The organism is Rhodohalobacter halophilus (assembly GCF_001715195.1).
Lineage (GTDB): Bacteria > Bacteroidota > Rhodothermia > Balneolales > Balneolaceae > Rhodohalobacter > Rhodohalobacter halophilus.
The window spans coordinates 77,241-102,374 of sequence record NZ_MDWE01000002.1 but is presented as its reverse complement, the minus strand read 5'-3'; the positions used below and the strand labels follow the sequence as shown (position 1 = coordinate 102,374).

Here is a 25,134-nt window from a genome sequence, read left to right as displayed (position 1 = left end):
ACCTGTATTCAATTGTTGAAGAAATCTATTATACTTGCTGAATGAAATTTTCCGGAAAAAATAGTGTGGATCAAATTGTGAGCTTCTATGCCGGGGAGAACTACATTCTGCTCGAATCACAAATGGAGGGTCACCCATCGTCCGGTCAAAGTTTTGTGGCGATTCGGCCACGGAGAGAGATTTTTGGTTATGGTGAAGAGGTCACATGGATCGAAAATGGGGAGAGAAGCGTATCATCTGAAAATCCATGGGATTCCATTCAGAAGTTTCATGAAAGGAGCGAATCTTTAATTTTTGGATATATTGGGTACGATCTGAAAAACTATATTGAACGGGTAGAGTCGGATAATCCTGCGCTTATTGATGTACCCGATTTCTACTTTATGGAGCCAGAAATACTGATTCAGGTTAGAGAAGGAGAGGCTGAAACAGTGAACGGAGAAGTGGACTTGGATCAGATTGCAAGTCATGGAATTCAACCGATATCCGGATTTATAGGGGAGATTCATAGGCTTGAAGAGAAACAGCACTACATCCGGAAAATTGAAGAGGTTCAGCGCAGAATACGGGAGGGAGATTTTTATGAACTTAACTACTCTTACCCGGTTGAGGGAAAGGTGAAGGGAGATCCGCTGGCGCTTTACCGTAAGATGAGGGAGGTTAACCCTGTGCCGTTTGGGGCATTTATTAAAACGGATGATTTTCAGGTCTGTTCTGCCTCGCCGGAGCGGTTTCTGAAAAAAAGCGGAAGGAAAGTGGTCAGCGAACCGATCAAAGGGACTGCGCCAACATCCAGCGATCCGGCTGAGAATCACCGTCAAAAAGAGATTTTGCAGAATGAGAAGAATAAAGCAGAAAACCTGATGATTGTGGATTTGGTCCGGCACGATCTCTCACTTATTGCCGAAACCGGTTCTGTTCGGGTTTCGAAACTGTTTGATGTGCAGACGTTTGGCACGGTTCATCAGTTGATTTCTACGGTTGAGGCTACAGCGCTTGACGGACTTTCGCCGGTTCAAATAATCAAGGCGTGTTTCCCTATGGGCTCCATGACCGGCGCACCAAAAATTGAAGTGATGAAAGTGATTGATGAACTGGAAAGCTATCGCAGGGGAATTTACTCCGGCGCCATCGGCTATATCTCACCGGATGGAGATTTTGATTTTAATGTAGTAATCCGTTCAGCGATTATTCAGGAGGAGAAGTTCATATACCCCGTTGGAGGGGCTATTACCTCTGATTCCATCCCCGAGGAGGAGTGGGAAGAGACGCATGTCAAAACTCGTGCCATCACAAAAATTGCCGAAAAAAATGGATCAAATTGAAATGCTTTTAGCCCGGATTCAGTTATTCGACTGAAGCGGCTAAACGCGATGGAAATTTTTAAAAAACCTTCATAAACAAACGCAATGAAAACACTCGGCGAACTGAAAGAGAGCGGCTATCAATCCATTTCCGTTAAGGATGAACTTAGGAAAAATATGATCCGCAAAATGAAGAGCAATGAGCCGCTTTTCCCGGGTATTCTGGGGTACGAGAAGACGGTGCTTCCGCAGCTTCAGAATGCAATTTTAGCTCGTCACGATTTGATTCTTCTCGGTTTGAGGGGCCAGGCTAAAACCAGGATATTAAGGCTTCTGGTTGACTTTTTGGACGATAAGATTCCGGTAATTGAGGGATCAGAAGTGAATGATGATCCGCTTAACCCGATCTCAAAATATGGCAAAAAGATGGTGGAGAAACATGGCGATGATACTCCGATTGCCTGGCTTGAAAGAGAGGAAAGGTACGGGGAGAAACTGGCCACGCCGGATACAACCGTCGCGGATTTGATCGGCGACCTGGACCCCATTAAAGCGGCTTCCAAAAAACTTACTCTGGCCGATGAAGAGGTGATTAACTTTGGGCTGATCCCAAGAACCAACCGGGGAATTTTTGTGATTAATGAACTGCCGGACCTGCAGCCGAGAATTCAGGTTGCACTGCTAAATATTATGCAGGAGCGGGATATTCAGATTCGTGGATTTAATGTGAGAATTCCGCTGGATGTTTCTCTGGCATTCTCTGCAAACCCTGAAGATTATACGAACCGCGGAAACATCATTACCCCGCTGAAAGACCGGATCGATTCTCAAATAATTACGCATTATCCGAAAGATTTGAAGGTGGCATCAGAAATTACAAAGCAGGAGGCCTGGAGCCGCAGAAATGGGGAAGTGGAAGTTGAGATTCCCGATCTCTACAGAAATGTACTGGAGTATGTAGCATTTGAAGCACGCGAGAGTGAGTACATCGATCAGAAGAGCGGAGTTTCTACCCGAATGACGATTACCTCCATGGAGCAGGCAGTTTCTGCTGCTGAACGAAGAGCGATCAGGAATGGGGAAGCGAAAGCAACACTTCGAGTCACAGATCTTTTTTACACGGTTCCGGCGCTGACCGGTAAGCTGGAGTTGGTTTATGAGGGAGAGCAAGAGGGTGCTGTGAATGTAGCAAAACATCTGCTTGGTAAGGCGATCCGGAGGGCTTTTTTAGATCATTTTGATGACCCTTCAAAAAAGCAGGAGGGAGAGAACGAGAATGGGATTAAACCTATCCTGGACTGGTTTGCAAGTGGCAATTCTCTGGATATTCCGGATCTGATGAAGGAAAAGGAGTACCGGAAAGCACTCGAAAGTGTGGATGGTCTGAAAAACCTGGTTAAAGGTACTAAGTCTTTGGCAGGTGATGACCTCTATTCGGCAATGGACCTTGTGATTGAGTCACTGCACCAGTTTTCAAAGCTTGGTAAGGATGAGCTCGATGCTGAACGCTCCTATTCGGATATGTTGGGAAGTATGCTCGGCGGAATGAGCGATTTTGATGAGGATGATTTTGAACTCTAACCCCTGTCACTGCATTTTTTCGATATAAAAAAGTTTAGCGGAGCTCAGGTTACAGCAATGTAGGCGGTAATTCATTTTTGTCTGCTTGTCTTTGTTAGTTTAAATACCCGTCTATCCTTTTTATATCAGGATTATATTCTTTAAATTAAGGTATAGAGAAGAATATAATTCTTGTTATGCCTGTAAAATTGGATGATATTGACAGGCAGATCATCGATCTGCTTCAGGAAAATGGCCGGATGCCAAACAACGAGCTGGCAAAACGGATTGGCCTTACTACCACCCCTACACTGGAGCGAGTAAAAAGACTTGAGAGAGAGGGTGTGATCAAAGGGTACACTGCCTGGATTGATCGGCCATCTGTCAACAAAGGGCTTACAGTGTTTTGTAATATCAAGCTTTCTGTCCATCAACTCGGGAAGATGGAGGAGTTTTCAAAGCATATTCACGGTGTGCCGGAAATCCTGGCGTGTTACAACACCACCGGAGAGTATGATTACCTGCTTCATGTGGTGGTAAAAGACACAAATGAGTACGAGCATTTTCTCCGGACCAAACTTACACAGATACCCGGAGTCGAGAGAATTTATACCGGTATTGTATTGTCGGTAATTAAAGAACAATCAAAAATTATGGTGACGGATAATGGAGACTTTAACGAAGAGTAAAGCAACGATAGATACAATTTGCGCACAGGCGGATCACCCGGAGAAAGACCCTTATGGGTCACACGCCATGCCGCTTTATCAAACGTCAACATTTGCATTTAATGATGTAGAGGCCGGGAAGCGCTTTTTTGCGCATGAGCAAGGAGGTGCAACCCACAGCTATTCACGACTGGGCAACCCGACTGTAGAAAAAGCTGAGAAGATCATTGCCCAATTGGAGGGGATTGACCTGGATGAAGATACCGAAGGATTGATGTTTGGATCTGGGATGGCGGCCATTACCACCGGCCTGATGGCGCTTGCTCCGGGGAAGCGAATTCTGGCGCAGGAGGCTCTCTATGGTTGTACCTCACAGTTCTTACAGGAGGAGGCAGGCAGGTATAATATTCAAGTGACGAATGTGGATCCAAATAATCTGGACCAGGTGATGGATGCGTTTAAAGAGTATGATGACATCGCACTGGTTTATCTTGAGAGCATTGCCAATCCAACCATGAGGGTGTGTGATCTGGAGGCAATCACAAAAATTGCTCATCAAAACGGCGCTCTCGTGATGGTAGATAATACGTTTGCCACACCATATCACATTCGTCCGCTGAACTGGGGTGTGGATCTGGTGGCTCATTCAACAACGAAGTATCTAAACGGACACGGTACGGTAGTAGGTGGCGCGCTGGTTGCCAAAAAAGGATTTTTTGCTGAAACGGATATGCATATCTATAGAAAGAATTTTGGCGGAATATCCGGTCCGTTTGATGCTTGGCTGACGCTTATGGGGCTCAAAACCTTTCCACTTCGGATGAGACAGCACAACGTAAATGGGCAGAAAGTTGCTGACTATTTGAATCATCATCCAAAGATCAACAGGATATGGCATGCCGGGCTTGAGAATCACCCTGATAAGGAGATCATAGAAAAACTGATGATTAACGGCCATGGCGGGATGATCGCCTTTGAACTGAAAGGCGGACTGAATGCAGGTGTTGAGCTAATGAATCGGGTGAAGCTCTGTACGCTGGCTGTTAGCCTGGGTACGGTCGATTCCCTGATTCAGCATCCGGCCTCGATGACACACTCTGTTGTGGACCCGAAAATACGTGAAGAGGCGGGAATTACCGATGGATTGGTACGGCTCTCCGTAGGAATTGAATCTGCGGATGATATTATTGCGGATCTTGAACAGGCTTTGGAGTGAGTAGTAAAAAACCTGTCAGGTTTAGCCTAATAACCATCACTCCATCCCAATCACCTCTTTTGGCATATGCATGGTTACCAGCATGTGGGGCACATCCACAACTTCGGCGATTTTTAGATTACCGGCCAAGGAAGCTAATGCATAGGCATCATACCGGTCCATACCGTGTTCGGCTTCCAGGTAGTCGATCATATATCGGGTTGCTTTTTCCGCGGCTTCATCAATCGTTTCACCAAAGGCTGTTACTGCATAGAAGTCCTCCGATTCGTACTCCGGCTCCGGAATAGTGCGGCCTCCCTTTAAAACTTCGACTTCATAAACGATTCTCATCGGCGCTTCAATGGCGGTTCCGCAAACTTCACCCATGCCTTGTGCCGCATGGGTATCTCCAATCGAAAAGAGGGCACCCTCAACAAAAACCGGGAAGTAAATGGTGGTTCCTTCCACCATGTGAGGATCGTCCATATTTCCACCGTTGTAACGGGGTGGGATGGTGGAGAGCATTTCATCAGTATCAGGTGCAACGCCCATCACGCCCGGAAATGGTTTGAGCGGTATGCTGATATCATCCGAAAATCTGGCATGTGTTCCGCCCTCTTCAAAAGTGAATGTTTTGAGCCAGGGCTGATCAAATTCGTCAGCCAAAAAACCAAATCCGGGAATGACGGCTGTCCAACCCCAGCCCCCCAGTTCAATTTTGTGAAGGGTAACTTTTAAAACATCACCGGGTTCGGCATCCTCGATATAAACAGGTCCGGTGAGCGGGTGAATTGGGTCAAAGTCCAAGTTTCCGAGATCCTCTAATGTAGATTCAGGTGTGAGCTGTCCGGCTGAAGCCTCTTCAGTGAAAACTTCAATGACAGACCCGGAGGGAACAGTCAGAACGGGTTCGATTAAACGACTCCATCTGCTGTGGGTCTGATCGGCGGTCAGGGAATATTCAGGCGCAGGGTAGTCCCGGGAAGTTATTTCTGATGGTTGTTCTTGTGAACTGCAGGCAGTGATTAGCCCTGCAATAAATAGGAGGAGGGTGTGTAGTTTCATTGTGTTGGAATTTAATTGTTGGTATGAATCGTAAATATGCGAAAATGGGATCAATATTTGTAATTCATAAGCAGGTGTCCGGCCTTTATGAACGGTTAAGGAGATCATCAGGTTAAAATAAACAGGAGCTATAACTACCAATCCAACACTAACATGAGAACATGAGTAAGGAGTTATTATGATATATGTAAATGAGTTTACCGATGGAATTTTGAATCCCAATGAGGAGATGCGCTACCGAGTAAAAGATGGCGGACTCATTTTAGCCAACACCGCCCCGGGGTGCTGGGGGCCGATGATCACTCCAAAACTGAAAGGAGGTCATGAAGTTACCAAGCCAGTGTATGTGGAGGGCGCTGAAGTTGGGGATGCGATTGCCATTCATATCCAATCTATTCAGGTTACGTCTATTGCCACGGCCTCGGGGAATGATAAAACCGTTGGAGGCCATTTTCTAGGGGATCCGTTTGTAGCCGCAAAATGTCCGGAATGCGGAGAGATGAACCCGGATACAGAGATTAAAGGGATTGGTAAAGATGCCATACATTGCAAAAACTGCGGGGCGGTGATTACACCTTTTGTATTTACAAACGGATATACCATGGTGTTTGACGATGATAAAACCGTGGGAATTACACTGAATAAAGAGGGTGCAGAAAAAGTTGCAAAAAATGGTCACCACTATATGGAAACGCCTGAACATTCTATTCAGAATCCGATTGTATCGCTGGCACCCAGCGATATTGTGGGAATGGTAGCACGGATGCGTCCATTTCTGGGGCAGCTTGGAACCACTCCTTCACGGCCATTCCCGGATTCTCATAATGCCGGAGATTTTGGGCAATTTTTGATCGGCGCCCCACACGACTATGCACTCACTGCCGAAGAGCTGGAAGACAGAACAGATGGACACATGGATATTAGCCGGGCAAGAGAAGGAGCTATTGTCATCTGCCCGGTAAAAGTTCCGGGCGGCGGTGTATATATCGGAGATATGCATGCAATGCAGGGTGACAGCGAAATTGCAGGCCACACTACAGATGTGTCGGGTGTGGTTCAGTTGAAAGTTGATGTGCTGAAAAATGTAAAAATAGGTGGGCCGATTATTCTGCCCGTGGAAGAAGATCTGCCACATCTTGCAAGACCATTTAACAAGAAGGAGATAGGTAAAGCCCAAAAGCTGGCCGACCAATGGGGCGTTAAAGAGCTCGAAAACGCGTGGCCATTGCAGTTTGTGGGAACGGGCGCGAACCTGAATGATGCAACGGATAACGGTATGAAACGGGCGTCGGATCTGCTGGGAATCTCAGTGCCGGAGGTGATGAACCGCGTGACTGTAAACGGTAATATTGAAGTGGGCCGGCACCCGGGTGTAGTTACGGTTACCTTCCTGGTTCCGGAGAAACTTCTCAAAAAAGCCGGTATTCTGGAAATGGTAGAAGAGCACTATTCCGGATAATCATCCGTGTTCTATCGATTCCCTCAAAACCCGACAGGTTTTTAAAAATCTGTGGTGTTTTATTCATCACTCCGTGCAAATGATTATTGTGGGCACGCAGTTACCGGGAATGAGCAGGCTTTGTAATTTTAAAACTGTCTTGCTTCATTAAATTAAAGTGTGGACGATTGGGTTTCGTTGGATTAGGAAAAATGATGTAAGCGATTCAGATAGTTTACAGCGGTCCGCTCAAATTTTGCATCAGCTGAATTTGAAATTGTATCATCTCGAGGTAGTTCTCTTTTCGAATGCGTTCATCAATTCCATGCACTCTGGCGCGGTCGTCATGAGTGGCACGAATGGGTCTGAAGCGATAGATATTTTCTGTCAAGTTGTGAAAGTGGCGGGAGTCGCTTGCGGCAACAAACAATGATGGAGAAACCAGGGCCTGATCAAAAATTTCCTGGATAGTCTGCTTCAGCATGCTGTATGGAGCTGCTCTTGTATCCGACACAGGGGATGGGTTGCGCGCCCGGTCCATGACATTGATCTGTATATCCGGGTTGTCGATACGTCGGCGGACATATGCGATGACATCGTCGATCGTGTCATTGGGATGAAGCCGGAAATTGATAATAACGCGTCCCTCCACCGGCAGTACATTCTCCTTAAATCCGGCTTCGAAAATGGTTTTGGCTGCTGTAGTTCGAAGAGCTGCATTTGTTGCGGGGTTTTTACCCAGCTCGCGCTTAATCTTTCCGCTGAACAACCAGGTGTTGTTGAACGCAAGCCGCTGGGTAAACGACATATATGGAATAAGAGGTTCAAAAGTTTCGGTGATGAGGCCGCGATAGTGCGCTTTCATCGGGCGCTGTTCAATTCTGTTAATGGCTCTGCTTAGCGTGCTTATGACCGTTTGGCGAGGTGGCATCGATGAGTGACCTCCTTCCTGTCTGTAAACCAGTTCGAGGTTCAGTGAGCCTTTTTCTGCTACGCCAATCATGGCCAGGGGAACATCGATGTTGTCGATAATATTCTCAGCCACCGGAGGCCCTTCATCCATCAGGAATTCTACTTCAATATCCCGTGATTCCAGAAATTGTGAAACACGCGCGGCACCGTTCAACCCGCCAATCTCTTCATCGTGGTGTAAAGCGATAAAAAAGGAGCGTTCATTTTCATGGCCGGAACGGATCAGGTATTCAGCAGCTTCAACAACAGAAAGTATTCCCGCTTTATCATCCAATGCTCCCCTGCCCCAGATAAAACCCTCCGCCTGTTCACCACCAAACGGGGCGAACGACCAAAATTCAACGGCGTCCTCTTTAACCGGAACAACATCATAATGCCCGATAAAAAGACCCGGCTTGAGCTCCTCATTACTTCCTCGCCACTCAATCAGAATTGTGTACTTGTTGATGTAATGGATTTCAGTATTGGCGTGGAGTGCCGGGTAGTTTTCGGATAAGAAAGATTTAAACTCTTCATACGGGGCGAAATCAATTTCATCCTCATTCTCAAGAGATACGGTTTCAATTTGAATGGCCCGGCTGAGACGGTCAAAAGCGGAACTTGCCTCAAAAGGAAAGGAATCTGTCGTTATTTCTGAAGGTGCTTCTACCGTTTGTGTTGATGAGCATGATAAAGTAAAAATCAGTGTCGAAAAGATGATCCAAAATAGGCGTGCAGGGTAAAGAGTCAAGACGATAAACTTTTAATGAATTAAACACCGAGACGTTAAAATAGTGAATAGTTTAAAAGATGTAGAATCGATCGCCAAATTGTAACCAATGTTGATTGTCAAAAGAATAAAAAAACCGCTGCACCGGGTCAGATGCAGCGGCGGATCTAACCTCACACTATGGGGTATTAGCTTTTTGTAAACTGTACGTTGAGGTTTAGTTTTACTTCATCAGAAACGACTACACTGCCGGCTTCGGTAACAGCACTCCAGGTTAATCCAAACTCTTTTCTGTTGATTTTTCCGGATACTTCAAATCCGGCTTTGGTTTGTCCGTATGGATCCACAACCGTTCCGCCATATTCAACATCCAGTTCAATTTGTTTGCTGTTTCCGCGAATGGTCAGGTCGCCAATCAGTTTATACTCTCCGTCACCAACTTTTTTGAAAGATGTGGATTTGAAGGTCATCTTTGGGTGATCAGCAGCATTAAAGAAATCATCCGATTTTAAGTGGTTGTCCCGATCTTCATTTCCGGTTTCAATGCTGTCTATCGCAGCTTCAAAAGAGATCTCTGCATTTTCAAAATCATCATTATCAGACTCAATTGCCGCATCAAACTCTTTGAATTTTCCGGTAACTGTAGAAATTACAAGATGTTTCACCTTAAAGGTGATTTCAGAGTGTGAAGGGTCAATTGTCCATTTTGTTAATGTGTCAGTACTCATGGTTTTATTATGTATTGATGTTTAATTGTTTAATATTGAAATAAATATAAAGCACTTATCGTTCCCCGTCAATTAAAAAAATTAATGTTAAACTAAATGGCTCGGTTGCCGTGAGCAAAGTGTGGTTATGAGGTGAGTGAATCGGAGGGGCAGGCTGGGCGGCCACAATACATTTCACAACTAAGGGTATCCCTTAGATTCTGTTCAGCGAAATTTGTATATGAAAAGTGTCGCCAAATCGTTTTTTTGAGTATAGGTCACCAATCAAAAGAAGGAGGGTTATGTTTGATGAAATGAACAGCGGAAGAGAATCGACACTACAGGAGCGGGTAAACACACTGACCAAACAGGGATATCGGGGTTTTACGATAGATGTCAGCAAGAAAAAATTTGACGGTGTGCGGGTTACGGTTACAAATGAAAAAGGAAAGAAGCTGAGCGCAGATGGAGAGACCCTCGATGAAGCGTATGAAAATGTCATCGAATTGATCGATATTGCAGCAGATGAAGCATGATTGTGAAGAATTGATTAGCAGAGGATCGAATGAAAAGCTATAAAAAAATCCTTGTTCCAACCGACTTTTCTGATGGAGCTAAAACCGCCTATGGAATCGCAAGGCAAATAGCGGCCAAATTTGGAGGGAAGATAGACCTGATGAATGTGATTCCATCTGTAGAGTATTTGAAGGAGAGTTTGAAGAAGATACCTGTGGCTGTGGAGCCGGACGATGATATAATCCCTGATATTGTGAAACAGTCTGAATCGCGCCTTAAAAAAACATTGGGTGAGTTTGATGAAAAGGTGCGCGGTAAGATTCATATAGGAAAGAACAGGAAAGCAGCAGATTCGATTATCCACTATTCAAAAGATCACCATTATGATCTGATTGTGATGGGCTCCAAAGGGGAGAATAAAACTTTGATGAATAGGGGCTCTGTAACATTGAGAACACTGCGAAACTCCTCGGTTCCAATCATTGCAGTTGGGGAAATGACGAAGCCGGGTGATATTAAACGGGTTTTGCTTCCAACTGATTCGTCTCAGCTGTCACTTTCGGCTCTGCCTCATGCGGCCGCACTTGCACACGCTTTTGGTGCAGAATTAGCACTCCTGTATGTAATTGAACTGCGAGGTGGCGGAGGAAGGGAGGAAGCAGAGTATGACACAGCAATGATTGATCGGGAAAATATCTATGAACAGCTGATGGAGAAAATTGCGTTTTATCTAACAAATCGAGATGAAAAAGGAATTGAACTGAAGCGAAGCGATAAACTTTTTTTAGATAGTCTGAAAACCGGTGATGCGGAATCGGAAAAATATATTCCGCTCAAAACAATTATTCGTACCGGACACTCCGTACACTATGAGATTGAAAAATATGCTGAGAAAAACGCAGATTTAGTTGTAATGGCAACCCACGGCTATAGCGGATTTGCTCATCTATTCCTGGGTTCTATGACTGAAAAGGTTGTACAAAATATGAGTAAACCGGTAATGACAACCCGTCCGACTGATCAGGAGTTTGAGCATGCTCAGAAAAGCAGCATCGGGATGGTGACGATCGATCCGCTTCCTTAGGTAGTCGATTTAATTTTGGAATCTGACTTGTTCCGGTGAGCTTATTCTGATTTGAGGTGTTCCCTCATGCATTTGAATGAATCCTTCTACACAAATCTGCCGGTTTGTATAGAGATCTTCCGGTGAACTTTGCCACGCGGATCTGTCATCTCCCCATATCACACCTGTGAAGTGTTGATTTGGATACTCTTCTTCAAAATTGATGAATGTAGGCTCTCCTCCAATCTGCTTGATCGTTTGAACGGAGATAGCCTCACCGCAAACTTCTGCATACTTGCCCTGATGATCGGCAGCTTCACTTGCCGTAGCGGTGACCTCAACTCTTTGCTGCCGTTCAGGTGAAAACACCCGGGACAGGATCAGGCCGACAAAAAGGATAATGATGAGAACCGGGATAAACTTCTTAATGTATTTTCGCAGTTGGTTCATATTAAGATAGATTTACATGATCCTGAATCCAGGAAAAAATATCGCTCATCACCTCATCTCGGTTTGATTCATGAAGCATCTCATGTCTGCCATTGGGATAGAGATTGAGGAATACCCGGCCAGCTCCGGATTTATTTAAAATCTTTTCAAGGTTATGAACTCCCTTGCCCATTTCAGAAACAGGATCGTTGTCGCCTGATACCAGCAGGATTGGAATATCTTTTGGATGATCAGCAAACGGCCGGTGTTTATGAAGCGTGTTCAAGCCGAGAAAAAGATCCCTGTAAAATGCAGTGGAGTAAACAAATCCGCATAGCGGATCCTCAACATATTGATCCACTTTATCGGGATCACGGCTCAGCCAGTCGAAATCGTTCCGGTTTGGCTTGAAGTGTTTGTTGTATTCACCGAACGTCAGGTGGTTGATCAGAGGACTTTTCGTTTTAGGGTTTCTGATTTTGGCCAGAAGTGTTGAGATGGCAATCCCAAATTTCAACAGGGCAGGAGGTTTACCGTTGCTGCCCGAGTAGATGATACCTGCCGGATGGATATCTGAAATCTGCATCAGCCGCTGTACAAGAAATGATCCCATACTGTGTCCGAACAGAGTGATCGGGAGGCTAGAATGTTTCTGCGTAATATGTAAGTGAAGCTGATGAATTCCATCAACAAGGGTGTGAAAGGCATCTGTTGTATCTACATACCCTAAGTGATTATGGGCAGAACGGCCGTGTCCACGGTGGTCATGTGCATAGACAATGAATCCGTGATCGGTTAAAAAATTGGCAAATGAAACATAACGACCGATGTGTTCAGCCATCCCGTGCACGATCTGAACAACTGCTGCTGGTGGGCGATTTTCAGGTTCCCAACAGACGGCATGGATTTCAGTGTTCGTGGAGTCGATAAAAGTAAAAGGAGTCGTTTTCATAGCCAGAATATATTTTGATCCATTACAATACACACAATCCTATAAATAAGAAAAAGAGTGGTTGTTAGGTTGTGTCGGATTTCAAAAACGGTTAACTTTGGAGTCTTGATTCAAAAAAAATTGTAGTTATTAGTGACTACAGTTACCATGAATCAAAATTACTGACATGCGCCCGTAGCTCAATCCCGACGGATCGGGAAGCGACTGACTTCGGATTATAGAATTCGAAATCGTACGCCAAACGATGAAAATGGATTGAATTTGATTTTTTATTGAAATGCGCCCGTAGCTCAACTGGATAGAGCGTCTGACTTCGGATCAGAAGGTTGAGGGTTCGAATCCTTCCGGGCGTACATTTCTAAAAGCGGCTGAAAAATGGCTTAATAACCATCTCTCAGGCGCTTTTTCTATTTTTACTACAAATTGAAAGTGAACAGAAAGGAACAAAATTTGGCGATTTTTTCCCTATTTGTGGTGCCAATATGCGTGCCGGAAATAATTCGTTCCTGATCATCAGAATCTGTGCAGGCTGCGCGGATGGCATGTTCCAGCTTTTCACCGGTAGAGGTTTTATCAATTTGCTTACCGAATACCTTGACAGGCTTAGTACTCTTATCCGTTTTCGTACTCCTCCCGTATTCCCTGGCTCCCAGCCGCGCATGTGTCAACCGTAATGGTCATATACCCTTTGCCAAACAGAATATCCATGACTGATCAGTGCAGCCGGCATTGCTCTTTTAAAAACCAATCAAAAGTAAATGAGATCACCCATATTTTGAGTGATCTCATATCAATGTTCAGGGAATTTGCCGTTTATCTGTTCTTCAGGTCCACGTAATCGCGTTTGTTCGGGCCCACATAGATCTGGCGCGGACGCGAAATGGGTTCGTTATTATCCCGCATCTCTTTCCACTGGGCAATCCAGCCGGGCAGGCGTCCCAGTGCAAACATCACAGTGAACATTTCGGTTGGGATGCCGATGGCGCGATAGAGGATGCCGGAGTAGAAATCGACGTTCGGGTAGAGCTTTCGCTCTACAAAGTAGGAATCATTCAGTGCGACTTCCTCCAGCGATTTGGCAATCTCAAGGAGCGGGTCCTCAATATGGAGCTCATTCAATACTTCATCAGCTACTTTTTTAATAATCTTGGCCCGCGGATCGAAGTTTTTGTATACGCGGTGGCCGAATCCCATCAGGCGAAAGTCGCTGCTTTTATCTTTGGCTTTCTCCACCATTCTGGCAACGTCGCTGCCTTCGCGATGAATCTGTTCCAGCATTTCAATCACCTGTTGATTGGCCCCTCCGTGCAGTGGACCCCACAGGGCACAAACTCCGGCCGAGATGGCCGCATACAGGCTGGCGTGGGATGAACCGGCCATCCGGACCGTGGAGGTCGAGCAGTTCTGTTCGTGATCGGCGTGCAGAATCAACAGTGTGTTCAGGGCTTTTACAATGGTTGGGTTGATCTCGTACTCCTCCGTGGGCAGCGCAAACATCATATGCAGAAAATTTGAGCAGTAATCCAGCTTGTTTTGCGGGTACATAATCGGGAAGCCCTGCGATTTCCGGTACGACCACGCCGCAATGGTGGTGATTTTTGCAATCAACCGGCGGATCGTCAGGTCAACCTCTTCCGGGTCCAGTTCGGAGCCCTGGGCGTTCGGGTAAAATGTGGACAGAGCCCCGATCATGGAAGCCAGTACACCCATGGGGTGGGCCTTGGCCGGGTATCCCTCATAGAGCATCTTCATATCTTCATGAATAAGAGTGTGCCGTGTGATTCCATCTTTGAATTTTGATAATTCATCTGCATCCGGCAGATTTCCGTAAATGAGCAGGTAGGCCACTTCCAGAAACGAGGATTTTTCAGCAAGCTGCTCAATGGGATACCCCCTGTACCGCAGCACCCCTTCTTCTCCGTTCAGAAATGTGATGGCGCTTTTAGTGGCTCCCGTACTTTTATACCCTAAATCGGACGTTATAAGGCCGGTTTCACTCCTCAGGTTCGTAATATCTATCGCTATTTCTCCTTCACTTCCTTCGATGAGATCAAGTTCATGGGTATCATTTCCAATAATCAGCTTTGCTTTATCCATAACGGATTCCTCATTTAATTTTTCTTTTCTGTTTTACATTCTGTGAATATAACGGATTGGAAGCGCTTCCCGCATAAGAGATAGTTGGATGCCGGCATCAGGGAAATTCCTATGGATGTATTGAATGAAATCTTTTTCTCAGCATTAGAGTACCGAATAGTAGTTGGGAGTGAACCGAAGGTTTTTATAAAAAACTTCACCCACACTCACACTCTCCAGCGTTTTATTCGCTGGCGAACACCTTGGGACTACTGTTCTGGTTGGCACCCTCGACATTATGGGCTTCCTTTGCAGGTCACCCCGGTAATCTCATATTCACAGGATGCGAAATCGTACAGATATCATCCTAGTCCAAATTGTTTTCCCTGGTGTACCGTAGAAATTGATGGTAAAATATATAAAAATAGAGTAGAGCGTGTTTAACCCCTCATAACTCCTTAAAATCAACGGCTCGGCTTTGGTTAAGTCCTCTTCGTTTCGGATTGTGATTTCCAAAATACGAGATACATATGAGTTTAATAATGTTCTCGGTTTGTGAACACGCTAACCCAAATAAATCTCTTGTTGATGCCATTGCAAATAATCCGTAGCCGGTTGGTCTAAGTTATGCTCCGGCAGATTTTGCAGCTTCTTGCCATGCCAGGCATAGTACTCTTTTCCGTTTTCGTACTCCTCCCGGATTCTTCGGCTTACTTCCACAATATGATCATTCGTCACAGTCATATATCCCTTATCAAACAGGATATGCATATCGGATCGAAGCAGGAGTCCATTTTTTGTGAGATTGGGGCCTGCCTCTGAATAAGGTTTGATGTGCGCCGCTTCCAGTACCGGGAGTGTTTTCTCTTTGGTGATGGCACAGCGGTATTTATAGGCATCGGTAACCATTGCCCGGAACGCACTCTGGCCGATGCGGGAACGAAGTTCATATGTGTTGCCGTATCGGGTTTCAGGTTCCTCAACAGCCAGTTCACCCTCTCTGTACTTTTTTGCATCCAGACGCTCTTTCACCTGCCTCCAAACATTTGAACCAATGGGTTCATCAGTACTATATGACTTTCCCTTCACAATGTTTTTACTCCAGTTCTCAGGAATGGGTATCCAGTCCTGTCGCTCAAAGAAAAAGGGCTCGGTGAGTATCGTGCTGCCAATGGTTGGATTGAGCCCTTCTCCCTGCCTGAATTTCATAATCGATTGGCGAAACTGATCATACGTAGCCGCTCCGTTTTTGATGCCAAACGCATCCCAGGTCAGACTTAACGGGAGAAACAGGTGTTTCACAAAAAATCCTCCGCCCACAATGAAATTATTCGGGCTGTGGAGCTTAAACAGAAAGGGTGCCCCTTCCTGGATCACCTTGAAATTTGATTTATCCCTCGGACGCCAGAAATTCACCTCATCCGGCTGCTGCTGAGCCAGAAAGTGAAACCAGTTATCATCTGTAACGCCGATGTAGAATTTCATTTTTCAAGTTTATTCTTATAGGCTTTGCCACTTTGAGTAAGCCGATATTTTTGATTCGGATGATTCGGACTATCCGGAATCGTGTATTCAATGAGTCCAGACTCAATAGCAGGGTTTAAATAGTTTTTTCGAAAGTTTTTCCGATCCGAGAGTCCCAGTTTTTCCTGAATATCATCCCGGCTCAATTCCATTTCAAGATTCAGTATAAGCTGATCTACTTGGGGGGTGCCTTCTGAATAGTCCATCACAGGAGCCGGAAACGCCATTCGAAGAGCGTTGTCCGAAAATGTGAGATATTCTACATGTTGACTCATGAGTTTTCAAAATGTATAATAGCTAACTGATTTAAGCTATTTAAAAACTTTATTCTACCAAATGCTCTGGAACAAAAACGAAAAATATACCCTTGTCCCATACGAACTGGAATTTGAGCCTTTCCTGAATGAAGTTTCTGAGGACATAGAAAAAGTGGACATTTCTGAAATTGATACCATTGTAGTTCCGGCCCGAAAGGATGGCTTTGAAGAGACTTTTATTGGAGAAAATTGCTGGCATCATATTCGACTCAACTCTTCCATGATTCCTAAAATTAAATACGTTGCAGCGTATCAGACAGCCCCGATTTCGGCTATTACACATATGGCTGAAGTAAAATCTATTGAACAGTGGCAGGATACCAATAAGTACATCCTCTACTTTCAAATGGCCAACTTTCGGGGGAGCTTACAAACCGGCTGAAAAGATCAAGAAAGTGCCGCTTGGGAATAGTCCGTGCAAAGCACCTCAGAGCCCACGTTATGCTTCACGGGAGAGGATTTTGAAAGCTAAATCGTTGGATGGGGTGTTTTAACTCAAAAATAATACACTAATAGTTACATCCAGCAATAAAAGTTGAAAGATTTGACTATTTATAATATCCGATTAACTTTTATGCATTGTCAATTCAATTAACTACACTAAAGTTATGTCATCGGTTATCGGGATTCTTAATAAACAAGCTGTAGCGTTAGCTGCTGATAGTGCCGTTACTATTTCCAGGAGAGATAACAGAAAGATTTTTAATACGGCCAATAAAATTTTTACTCTGTCCAAATATCACCCGGTTGGGGTAATGGTTTACAATTCCGCTTCCTTTATGGGAACCCCTTGGGAAATTATCATTAAAATGTACCGGGATCAGCTAAAAAATAAATCTTTCAAGACTGTTAAAGCCTATCAAGAAGATTTCTTCAAATACTTGCGTTCAAATAATTTTTTCAGTGACAGAGAAGAGGAAGACGGTGAGTTGACTGATTTTTTTATTTTCTGGATGAACGTGTTAGTTGAGGAAGTATTGAAAGACCACAGAAATCTACTTTTAAATCCAACTGAGGAAAACAAAGAAAATTTTCTAAACCGCTTCGCGGAAATGGTCACTAAGTTTACTAAAAATGTGAAGGGGCGGGAATTATGCACTGACTTCAAAAACTATACTCAACGCTCATTTAGTGCCTATACCAAAGATATTTTTGATCAATGTCTACAATGGATTTTTGACCCGTTAGAACTTGAACTAAAGGATAGCTTAAAATCGAAACTGCGAAAATTTCTCTTTTATCAGACAACTACCAAAGACTTTTATCGCAATTATACCGGTTTGATTTTTGTAGGGTATGGCGACAAAGAAATTTACTCACAATTGATTCCTGTCCATGTATCATTTGTGCTCGATGAAAAACTAAGAGCTTTTGTTGACGTTGATAATCAGGCCCACATATCCTCAAAAAATAGTGCCGCTATTCGACCATTTGCACAGACTGATGTGATTAATACAGTACTTTCAGGGATTGACCCAGAGTTGGATTCTTTTTACACAGACAATTTCATGAAATTTCTACAAAAATATAATCGGCTCGTAGCAAAGACGATAGAGGATCAGTCTCAGGAACTTGCAGATGCCATTCTTGGTTTAAATTTAGAGAAAGTAGTCAAAGAATACATTGATGAAAACTTCAAGATCCGGCGGGAGAATTACATAAACCCTTTGATGAGTGCCGTTGGAAGCCTCTCAAAGGAAGACCTCGCAGAAATGGCGGAAAGTTTAATTTACTTAACGTATCTTAAACGCAGAATCACTTTTAAAGAAGAAAGTGTGGGCGGTCCGGTAGATGTAGCCCTTATCACCAAAGGTGATGGATTTATCTGGATAAAACGTAAACACTATTTTGATCCGAAACTTAATCACCACTTTTTCAAAAACTATCTGGAATGACCGAGCAACCAACAGATAACACAAGCCGTCGCTTTGATCCTCATGTAGCCGCTGACTTGTGGCGGAAAAAAGAGCAAGAACAAGAGGAACGTAAAGTGATGAATCCTGAAAAACTTGCTGAAGAAGTTTCTGACCGGCTGATTAGAATTATTGAAAAGGAGATGAAACGACAGCAGCCTAAAAAAACAGGGTAAGCCCCCTAATCCTTCTTAGGAGGATTTGTTTTTGTAACATCCGGACGCGGAGGTTTTGTTTTACTATTGTGCCTGACTCTTTTCTTTTCCGGATATTTAGTTATGCTTTTCTTCTTTGAATCACTCATTTTTTGGGTGGTTTTTTATCTTGACTTGCAGAGGGTCTTGGATGCTTAGTTTTCCCCTTTTTTACAGGGACTGTCTGTTGTGTTTTTTGCTTTTTAGCCATGACTATATATTTATGGTGAAGAATATTACAAATACGGTTATTGCTGCGATTAAGAAACCAAACGACCAGTTATTCAATCGGTTCGTAATTTTATCCTGTTTATCACTCTCGGTTTGCTTTCCTTGTAACTCAAGAGTTCCAGCTTTAATGGCGGATTTATGGGACAATAGGATTAACAGCAATGATATGACAAAACCTGCCCAAGAAGTGATCATGAGGAACTTCCAATTTGCTTCATCTAAATCAACTAAGTCTTTTACGAAGCCCAAAGTTAAGATCAGCCCCCCGCTGGATAAGTACACAATTAGTTTATCAAACTGTTCCTGGGCATAATCCCGCATCTCTCGAACAGTTGATCTGTATTCTTCCACTTCTCTTTCTTGGTCTGTCAAACTTTGAATATGTCTTTAATTATAATTCCTCCAACTTTCACAAAAATTTAAATCTCATGCACTTGTGCATTTAGTTGGCCTTCGATACGATCAGGGTAATTCCCAATATCTATTCTGTAATCAATGTTGAATCCCTTGACCTCATCTTCAGGCATATATAGAATCATTATATCTTTTATGTTTTCACTTCTATTATGCTTAATCCTACCAACAGAGGTCTCTACTTCATAGCTATTTGTCTTATTAATATCTAACCCGCCAACATTTGACGTGATATTAAAATTTCGTGCGTCGAAATCATTAATACCTATATAAGGTATTCGACTTGCCAAATCTTTATTCCATTCCCTGTTAGGTGGTAAAGGTTCAACCGGCCTTTTAAGGGGAAATTCCTTAACACTGTAAACTGAGAATCCATCAGGAAAATGCAGCCATATATCTAAGTCTTCAGCGGGAGCGGTTCCTTTATTTTGAACAATTAACTTAATCTCAAAAGATCTTCGCATACATTGAAGGTAAGCAAGCCTATTCTCTAAATATTCTCGATAAGATTCATAATAGTCATCAAGCTCACTGTTATAATCTTCTGCACTTTTACTTAAAAATACTTTTGTAGAAGCAAGATCATATAGGCCTAAAGATGATCTATTATTTTTGGTATCTATTTTGGGAACTATTGATTTAAGTTCATCGATTTTTTTGTCAATATAATCCTGTTCATAAGTTAACATCTTGTGAACAGTAAATAACTGATGCTTTTTCCCATTTGGAAAAAGTAAGTCAACATCAGGAAATAATTTTTTGAGTCTTAGGTTTTCTTTACGAAGCTTTTTAAGCTCTATTTGTTCTTCAGATTCACTTGAAGGCAACAGGTATTCATCATTTAACTGCTTTACGTTAATCCCCAATTTTTTCGCCTTTAACCCCATTGAAAAATCACCTGTAACAAGAAAAATATCCTTTTCTGGGTTATCTTTTTGATAATTTAAAATACTAGCAATTATTCTTTCGTCCGGTTGAGTTTTATCTAAATTATTTGGCTTATAAATTGATTCAGAGTGTTCTTCTATCAAAATTTCTACATTTATTTTATCTGAAAATGCTCCCCTCCCGTTCTCTAATTTTCTTAGACTTGATAAGATTTTTCTACTTCTTTTTTGCAAAAAACTCTTATCACTATATTTATGATTATCCAATTCTTGAACTACCGTATAAGGAATTGAAAAGCACAATTCTTCTTTGCCAAAAAAAACTTCCCAGTCTATTTCATCAATTGGCAAATAATGAATTAGCACATTGGTATCTAAAAAGATATACTTCATAACTCAATTACGAATTTCAGCAAAAGTTGGTTGTAAGTCGGTTCTGGAACTCCCAGGGCCGACTACCCTCCCTGGATAAGTACATCAATCGCTATATGTACGATCTATAAGAATGTACTTAATTATCCTAACCGATTTGAGATTATTTTTGAACAAATTTTAAACAGAGTTACCAACAGATAGAAAGAAATGGTTGCCCGTTAACCATTGGTTTGAGGGGACCCTATTCTCAAACTGGAATCATGGAGCAGTAATTCAATTATAACTTTCAATTAATTTCAATTTCTGTTTTACCTGATTGATAGAATAAGACTGAGCTTTATTCATATAAAATTGATGTTCCATTCTTTCTATAGTATGAAGAAGAAACTTTACATTTTTAGTTTCTTTGTGTTCTTCCATAAAGTCTCTCAGTCTTTCTATCACCTCACTAAAGTTATCTTTATCTTCTAAGGCTATTTTTGTCAAAGCATCAAGTGCATTGTTCTTCAAGGAATTAATTCGTTCAAAACCCACTTTTATATCGTAGCTGAGTTCCAATAATTCTAAGAGATATGGAATAGCTCTTCTATCGGTCAATTTGTTTAGACAATTGGTTTTTGTAAAATCATATTCAGACGGGTTGTTATCAATTAACCACCTTGAATAATATTTAAGACCTTCCAAGCTATTCATTTTCACAAGAAATTCAGCCGCTTTTAATTTTTCCTCATCTTCAAATTCACCACTCAGAAATTCAATCAAATAACCTTTCAGGTAATTAAAATCTTCGCTTTGATATAATTTTTCTACTATTTCCCACCTGATAAGTGAGTCAGCTTTGGCTAATAAATTTTTAAGTTCACTAATATCTTTCGTTGCTTCATAATATATATTGAGCATTTTTCTGCGATCATAATCATCATGCTGATTGTTCAAAATTTCTTTAAATATTATTGGATAAACCTCTTTTAGTTTATGTTCAACCGCATATTCTATATGGTTTAAAAGTACTTGGGTAACTTCAATACCATCTTGTAGATTTTGAATTACCCTTTTCTTAATAATTTCAACATCAAGCTTACTTGTTATATAATTTATACCTATCCAACCATGGCCTTCTATATGATCAAAAGACAGCATGTCCAGCATCACATGTTCCGGGTAATCAAAGTCAAACCTTCTCAAGAAATACCAAAGATATATAGCTATATAATTACTGCTTACCCCTTCTCCTTCTTTTTGTCGAATGGCAACTTTAAAATCAACTTCACTGATTTTATCATCACACCAATTCTTAATCCACTCTCTCTGATATTCTTTGACGTCAAGGTTTTCATCACGAGAAAGGTATTCATATACCAATGAAATTTTATACCATTCAACATTATGATTTTCTTCAAACCAATTAAGGGCTTCCCTTTGAGTTATATTTTTTTCCTTTCTAGACAGACTGCGTAGTAACCTCAAGGCAGGCTCAGGATAAATATCATCTATTTCGGTATACCTGTTTTGTATCTTTCGCATTTCAAAAAGGTCGTCTTCAGAAAGCACATTCTTTTCCTCTTTTTGAAATATCTGTTCAACACTTCTTTCTATACCTTCTTCTTCAAAAAGCAGATCAAAGTCTTTCTGCCTCTTTTCATTTCTAAACTTCTCGTAATCAAACTGAGGTTCGGGCTCTTCTATAGAAATTGAAGTGTTCTCCTTGATTAGCTCTTTAAAAACTGGATAGCTCTCATTTCCAACCCGATACATTCGCTGGTATAAATTTTCAATATCTCTATTGGTACAATCATGCTTTTCATATTTTTTTATCACAAATTTTAAAGAGTTTTCAGTAGCAAGATGCGCCAAAGCTGTTACAATCGCTTCACTGTCTCTATCTTCACTTTCCCATAGACTCTGGAATGCTTTAACAGTAGTGTCCGTCTCCTTAAAAAATCTTAACTGCTCCTTCAACCACTTCCATCTAAAGTTATTAACCTGTTTCACATACCAGTCTAAAAATTTTTCGAAGATTCGTGTATCTTTTTTGTACAATTGAATTGAATTATCAATGATAGCTTTCAAGATTTTCTCGGAGTCATATCCGAAATCAAAATACCTTTCTTTTGAAATCTCTTGATAAAGAGTAGTTAACCCTTCATAAGACTTAATGCTTTTAAAGCAATTTTTAAGATTCCAGCTTTCATCAAGGAGACTTGTTTGCCCCCTCTCATTTGAATCTTGTTTATACAATAATTTTGACCCTTCCACCAGATAATCTACATAGTTATCTACATAACCGGATTCAATTAGCAGAGAATAGATTGCCGCACGAATGTACTGATTCTCCCTCTTACCGAACTGATCCATTATTTTTTCGATAACATCTCGGTCATATAGTTTTCCATGTTCCAATGCATGAATCGAATTGAATATGTAGTACGAATCATCAATATGAGATAATACTTCAGCTACAAGAAGGTCTTTTGTTAGACTTATTTCTTCTGTACCAAAATCTTCAAAATTATAATACCCGATCAAATGAATCGCATTTAGTTTGTTTATTCGGGAGCTGTTTTCATCCTTTATTTCACTAATTAAGAATTTCAGATTTTCAGAAGATTGGCCAAATTTTGCTAATTCCCGATCACTAAACTTATTTGAATTTATCCGAACATCGTGACTTTTATAATGATTGAAAATACCTTGAAATAGTTCATTCCGAGTACCAGTTGGAATTTTATCTCTTTCAAACTTTACGACTACTTCCTCCTCGTTATCCAATAACCATTTCAATAATTGATTAAATAAGTTTTCATCTGAATTCAACAAACTAAATAAAAAGGATAGTGTATTAAGCCAGCTTGGAATGAGTTTTTCATGATCGGGTTCAAAGGTTATAAATTGGATAACTTTATCATACTCCAATTTAGATAACACCCTTGCGGCTAGATATTCTTGAATATTGTTATGTTCAAATTTCCAAACTCTATCATCGCCTTTCCTTTTAGTAAAAGATGAGCCAAATTGAAGCATTTTATATTCTTTACTATTTACAAGCGTCAGTAAGTCTTCCTCCTGAATGTAATTTTGGGCAAGAGTTTCCATCCCCAATGCAACTTTTTCCAATAATTCTATTAACTCCTGTTTTTTAGATCGTATTTCAAACGTTGTTTTGAAGTGCTCTTCATCAAATTCCATTCTCTGAAATAGAAATTGTTGGAATAAATCAGCCTGGCTTAGCGATAGAGTTTTGTTCTTCGAATAAACATCTGCCAGGACCATTACAAAGAAGGGGTTTACAATTAAGTCACCCAAATCATTTTCAAATATATTTGCAATAAAGTCATCCACCTCTTTTTCTTCAAAACTTGTTTTATAAAACCGTTTTACATCATCTATATCGAAATCATTTATAAAATAAGATTCATAATCTGGAAGTGTGCCTTGAGATGTATTGTTCGGTAATTCATAAAAATTGGTACGACAAGAAATGACAATCCTTATTTCGGAATATCTTTCTGAAAAGCTATTAATTTGACGTACTACCTTGTTGAACTCTTCTGGAGGTATTTCATCTAATCCATCCCAAATAATTACCAATAAATCCTCAGGAATTTCTTTCCAATATTCTGGAAGAAAATCCTCTAAACCTATTTCTGGAGTATAGTTAGTTAATTGCTGATAAATTGGAAAAAATGAAGAATCTTCATCGTTTAAGTCTATTGCTAATTTTTTTAGTTCTGTAGTTTTTCCAGAACCAGCTTCCCCTAGCAATACGATTTTACTTTCTATCAATATTTTTTCTAAAAGCCTGCTGCGATTCTTTTTATCATTAAGTCTGAATTTAGGTTCATTTACTAGTGAGTTATATGGAATTATGTCCCGAGATATATACAGCTGTTTTAAATAGATATCCTGTTTTTTAGTAAATGGTAAATGTTTAGAATTTTTTTCAACTCTGTCTTTTTTAGCTTTTTTCTCTTTAAAACAAAAATTTAACAACTTATTATTTAAGAGGTCATATACCTTACTCTGAAACTCTTTTTCATCTTGAAATCTGTTACACCATCCATTTTTCTGCTGGTTTTCTCTAAATTTTTGAACTTTCAGTAGTTGCTCTGTTTCTCTTGAGGCACCTGAAATTTTGGGTTCTTTAAAAAAAAGAAAAATTTCAGGTTGCCTAAATTGATCCCAATTTTCATATGCTAAGTAAAATTCCTCATGCGTACCTGATTCAAATTCCTCCTTTGTTTCAGGATTTATAACACCTGTTTTTGAACCAAAACGCATCCACCAAATTCCTAAGTAAATATCATAATTTTGAATTTCATCGTTAATAATTTGTTGTGGACGTTTTCCAAATTGACCAACAATTGTAGACCATTCCCTAACTCTTAATCTAACTTTACAATAATCTTGATAAGATTCTGAAAGTCTCTTGCAAACCGATTCAACCACTCTTTTTTCAGGCTCAACATCTCCAGGATTAGAAACAAAGACTTGAATTTCTATAGTATCAGTCATTTCTCCTTATTTAAATTGAATTTTCCACAATCCCAATCTCCTCATCACTCAAGCCATACAGCTCATACACCAGCTGGTCTATTTCGGCTTCCAGTTTGCTGGCTTCGGGGTTT

General features: G+C 41.4%; 21 protein-coding genes and 1 tRNA gene. 11 read left to right on the top strand and 11 right to left on the bottom strand.

Going from position 1 to position 25,134, the window contains the following annotated elements:
• Positions 1–41 precede the first annotated feature (41 nt).
• The 4 genes from pabB to BG260_RS01105 all read left to right on the top strand — a co-directional run bounded on the left by pabB (position 42) and on the right by BG260_RS01105 (position 4,748).
• On the top strand, positions 42–1,325 hold the full coding sequence (gene pabB / locus BG260_RS01120) for an aminodeoxychorismate synthase component I (RefSeq protein WP_069130106.1): 1,284 nt from the start codon (positions 42–44) through the stop codon (positions 1,323–1,325).
• Between the two features lie 84 nt (positions 1,326–1,409).
• On the top strand, positions 1,410–2,885 hold the full coding sequence (locus BG260_RS01115) for a sigma 54-interacting transcriptional regulator (RefSeq protein ID WP_069130105.1): 1,476 nt from the start codon (positions 1,410–1,412) through the stop codon (positions 2,883–2,885).
• A gap of 176 nt (positions 2,886–3,061) precedes the next feature.
• A complete protein-coding gene (locus tag BG260_RS01110; protein ID WP_069130104.1) occupies positions 3,062–3,553 on the top strand; it encodes an Lrp/AsnC family transcriptional regulator in 492 nt (163 codons plus the stop codon).
• Positions 3,531–4,748: a trans-sulfuration enzyme family protein gene (locus BG260_RS01105; RefSeq protein WP_083750016.1), complete on the top strand. Its 1,218-nt coding sequence runs from the start codon at positions 3,531–3,533 to the stop codon at positions 4,746–4,748. Before BG260_RS01110 ends, BG260_RS01105 begins: the two co-directional genes overlap by 23 nt.
• Before the next feature lie 36 nt (positions 4,749–4,784).
• Here BG260_RS01105 and BG260_RS01100 read toward each other — a convergent pair whose 3' ends face one another.
• Positions 4,785–5,792: an acetamidase/formamidase family protein gene (locus tag BG260_RS01100; RefSeq protein ID WP_083750015.1), complete on the bottom strand. Its 1,008-nt coding sequence runs from the start codon at positions 5,790–5,792 to the stop codon at positions 4,785–4,787.
• Positions 5,793–5,970: 178 nt separating this feature from the next.
• Between BG260_RS01100 and BG260_RS01095 the strand changes: the two genes are divergently transcribed.
• Positions 5,971–7,251, top strand: coding sequence for an acetamidase/formamidase family protein (locus tag BG260_RS01095; protein WP_069130103.1), 1,281 nt, complete (start codon positions 5,971–5,973; stop codon positions 7,249–7,251).
• A 214-nt stretch (positions 7,252–7,465) separates the two neighbouring features.
• On the opposite strand, the gene BG260_RS01090 is transcribed toward BG260_RS01095, so the two are convergent.
• Both BG260_RS01090 and BG260_RS01085 read right to left on the bottom strand, forming a co-directional pair.
• Complete coding sequence (locus BG260_RS01090) at positions 7,466–8,932, bottom strand: M20/M25/M40 family metallo-hydrolase (RefSeq protein WP_069130102.1); 1,467 nt, start codon at positions 8,930–8,932, stop codon at positions 7,466–7,468.
• Between the two features lie 167 nt (positions 8,933–9,099).
• Positions 9,100–9,639, bottom strand: coding sequence for a YceI family protein (locus BG260_RS01085; protein WP_069130101.1), 540 nt, complete (start codon positions 9,637–9,639; stop codon positions 9,100–9,102).
• 281 nt (positions 9,640–9,920) lie between these two features.
• Between BG260_RS01085 and BG260_RS01080 the strand changes: the two genes are divergently transcribed.
• Both BG260_RS01080 and BG260_RS01075 read left to right on the top strand, forming a co-directional pair.
• On the top strand, positions 9,921–10,154 hold the full coding sequence (locus tag BG260_RS01080) for a hypothetical protein (protein WP_069130100.1): 234 nt from the start codon (positions 9,921–9,923) through the stop codon (positions 10,152–10,154).
• A gap of 29 nt (positions 10,155–10,183) precedes the next feature.
• Positions 10,184–11,218 (top strand): universal stress protein, encoded by a 1,035-nt coding sequence (locus tag BG260_RS01075; RefSeq protein ID WP_069130099.1) that lies wholly within the window; start codon positions 10,184–10,186, stop codon positions 11,216–11,218.
• Positions 11,219–11,227: 9 nt separating this feature from the next.
• On the opposite strand, the gene BG260_RS01070 is transcribed toward BG260_RS01075, so the two are convergent.
• Entirely contained in the window at positions 11,228–11,647 is a 420-nt protein-coding gene (locus BG260_RS01070) for a hypothetical protein (RefSeq protein WP_069130098.1), read from the bottom strand.
• A gap of 1 nt (position 11,648) precedes the next feature.
• Entirely contained in the window at positions 11,649–12,578 is a 930-nt protein-coding gene (locus BG260_RS01065) for an alpha/beta hydrolase (protein WP_069130097.1), read from the bottom strand.
• Positions 12,579–12,857: 279 nt separating this feature from the next.
• Between BG260_RS01065 and BG260_RS01060 the strand changes: the two genes are divergently transcribed.
• Positions 12,858–12,931, top strand: a tRNA-Arg gene (locus BG260_RS01060).
• Between the two features lie 460 nt (positions 12,932–13,391).
• Here BG260_RS01060 and BG260_RS01050 read toward each other — a convergent pair.
• The 3 genes from BG260_RS01050 to BG260_RS01040 form a co-directional block, all read right to left on the bottom strand.
• On the bottom strand, positions 13,392–14,675 hold the full coding sequence (locus BG260_RS01050; RefSeq protein ID WP_069130095.1) for a citrate synthase: 1,284 nt from the start codon (positions 14,673–14,675) through the stop codon (positions 13,392–13,394).
• 543 nt (positions 14,676–15,218) lie between these two features.
• Positions 15,219–16,139, bottom strand: coding sequence for an HNH endonuclease (locus BG260_RS01045; RefSeq protein WP_069130094.1), 921 nt, complete (start codon positions 16,137–16,139; stop codon positions 15,219–15,221).
• Positions 16,136–16,453 (bottom strand): Fic family protein, encoded by a 318-nt coding sequence (locus BG260_RS01040; RefSeq protein ID WP_069130093.1) that lies wholly within the window; start codon positions 16,451–16,453, stop codon positions 16,136–16,138. The genes BG260_RS01045 and BG260_RS01040 overlap by 4 nt, the downstream gene beginning before the upstream one ends.
• Before the next feature lie 61 nt (positions 16,454–16,514).
• Here BG260_RS01040 and BG260_RS01035 point away from each other — a divergent pair, with 61 nt between their 5' ends.
• The 3 genes from BG260_RS01035 to BG260_RS01025 all read left to right on the top strand — a co-directional run bounded on the left by BG260_RS01035 (position 16,515) and on the right by BG260_RS01025 (position 18,584).
• Positions 16,515–16,877: a hypothetical protein gene (locus BG260_RS01035; RefSeq protein WP_069130092.1), complete on the top strand. Its 363-nt coding sequence runs from the start codon at positions 16,515–16,517 to the stop codon at positions 16,875–16,877.
• A 226-nt stretch (positions 16,878–17,103) separates the two neighbouring features.
• Entirely contained in the window at positions 17,104–18,390 is a 1,287-nt protein-coding gene (locus tag BG260_RS01030) for a hypothetical protein (RefSeq protein ID WP_069130091.1), read from the top strand.
• Complete coding sequence (locus tag BG260_RS01025; protein WP_069130090.1) at positions 18,387–18,584, top strand: hypothetical protein; 198 nt, start codon at positions 18,387–18,389, stop codon at positions 18,582–18,584. Before BG260_RS01030 ends, BG260_RS01025 begins: the two co-directional genes overlap by 4 nt.
• A 231-nt stretch (positions 18,585–18,815) precedes the next feature.
• Here the strand turns inward: BG260_RS01025 and BG260_RS01020 are convergent, their stop codons facing one another.
• The 3 genes from BG260_RS01020 to BG260_RS01010 form a co-directional block, all read right to left on the bottom strand.
• The gene (locus BG260_RS01020; RefSeq protein ID WP_069130089.1) at positions 18,816–19,205 is read right to left on the bottom strand and encodes a hypothetical protein; all 390 of its coding nucleotides are present in this window, start codon (positions 19,203–19,205) and stop codon (positions 18,816–18,818) included.
• 47 nt (positions 19,206–19,252) lie between these two features.
• Positions 19,253–20,527: a PIN domain-containing protein gene (locus tag BG260_RS01015; RefSeq protein ID WP_069130088.1), complete on the bottom strand. Its 1,275-nt coding sequence runs from the start codon at positions 20,525–20,527 to the stop codon at positions 19,253–19,255.
• A gap of 255 nt (positions 20,528–20,782) precedes the next feature.
• Complete coding sequence (locus BG260_RS01010; protein WP_069130087.1) at positions 20,783–25,021, bottom strand: NACHT domain-containing protein; 4,239 nt, start codon at positions 25,019–25,021, stop codon at positions 20,783–20,785.
• Between the last annotated feature and the right edge of the window lie 113 nt (positions 25,022–25,134).

Coding starts and splice junctions, on each gene's coding strand:
- BG260_RS01085 (WP_069130101.1), bottom strand. CDS start 9,639: ATGAGTACTGACACATTAACAAAATGGACAATTGACCCTTCACACTCT.
- BG260_RS01070 (WP_069130098.1), bottom strand. CDS start 11,647: ATGAACCAACTGCGAAAATACATTAAGAAGTTTATCCCGGTTCTCATC.
- BG260_RS01030 (WP_069130091.1), top strand. CDS start 17,104: ATGTCATCGGTTATCGGGATTCTTAATAAACAAGCTGTAGCGTTAGCT.
- BG260_RS01110 (WP_069130104.1), top strand. CDS start 3,062: ATGCCTGTAAAATTGGATGATATTGACAGGCAGATCATCGATCTGCTT.
- BG260_RS01080 (WP_069130100.1), top strand. CDS start 9,921: ATGTTTGATGAAATGAACAGCGGAAGAGAATCGACACTACAGGAGCGG.
- BG260_RS01065 (WP_069130097.1), bottom strand. CDS start 12,578: ATGAAAACGACTCCTTTTACTTTTATCGACTCCACGAACACTGAAATC.
- BG260_RS01105 (WP_083750016.1), top strand. CDS start 3,531: ATGGAGACTTTAACGAAGAGTAAAGCAACGATAGATACAATTTGCGCA.
- BG260_RS01015 (WP_069130088.1), bottom strand. CDS start 20,527: ATGAAGTATATCTTTTTAGATACCAATGTGCTAATTCATTATTTGCCA.
- BG260_RS01075 (WP_069130099.1), top strand. CDS start 10,184: ATGAAAAGCTATAAAAAAATCCTTGTTCCAACCGACTTTTCTGATGGA.
- BG260_RS01025 (WP_069130090.1), top strand. CDS start 18,387: ATGACCGAGCAACCAACAGATAACACAAGCCGTCGCTTTGATCCTCAT.
- BG260_RS01100 (WP_083750015.1), bottom strand. CDS start 5,792: ATGAAACTACACACCCTCCTCCTATTTATTGCAGGGCTAATCACTGCC.
- pabB (WP_069130106.1), top strand. CDS start 42: ATGAAATTTTCCGGAAAAAATAGTGTGGATCAAATTGTGAGCTTCTAT.
- BG260_RS01115 (WP_069130105.1), top strand. CDS start 1,410: ATGAAAACACTCGGCGAACTGAAAGAGAGCGGCTATCAATCCATTTCC.
- BG260_RS01035 (WP_069130092.1), top strand. CDS start 16,515: ATGCTCTGGAACAAAAACGAAAAATATACCCTTGTCCCATACGAACTG.
- BG260_RS01040 (WP_069130093.1), bottom strand. CDS start 16,453: ATGAGTCAACATGTAGAATATCTCACATTTTCGGACAACGCTCTTCGA.
- BG260_RS01010 (WP_069130087.1), bottom strand. CDS start 25,021: ATGACTGATACTATAGAAATTCAAGTCTTTGTTTCTAATCCTGGAGAT.
- BG260_RS01050 (WP_069130095.1), bottom strand. CDS start 14,675: ATGGATAAAGCAAAGCTGATTATTGGAAATGATACCCATGAACTTGAT.
- BG260_RS01095 (WP_069130103.1), top strand. CDS start 5,971: ATGATATATGTAAATGAGTTTACCGATGGAATTTTGAATCCCAATGAG.
- BG260_RS01045 (WP_069130094.1), bottom strand. CDS start 16,139: ATGAAATTCTACATCGGCGTTACAGATGATAACTGGTTTCACTTTCTG.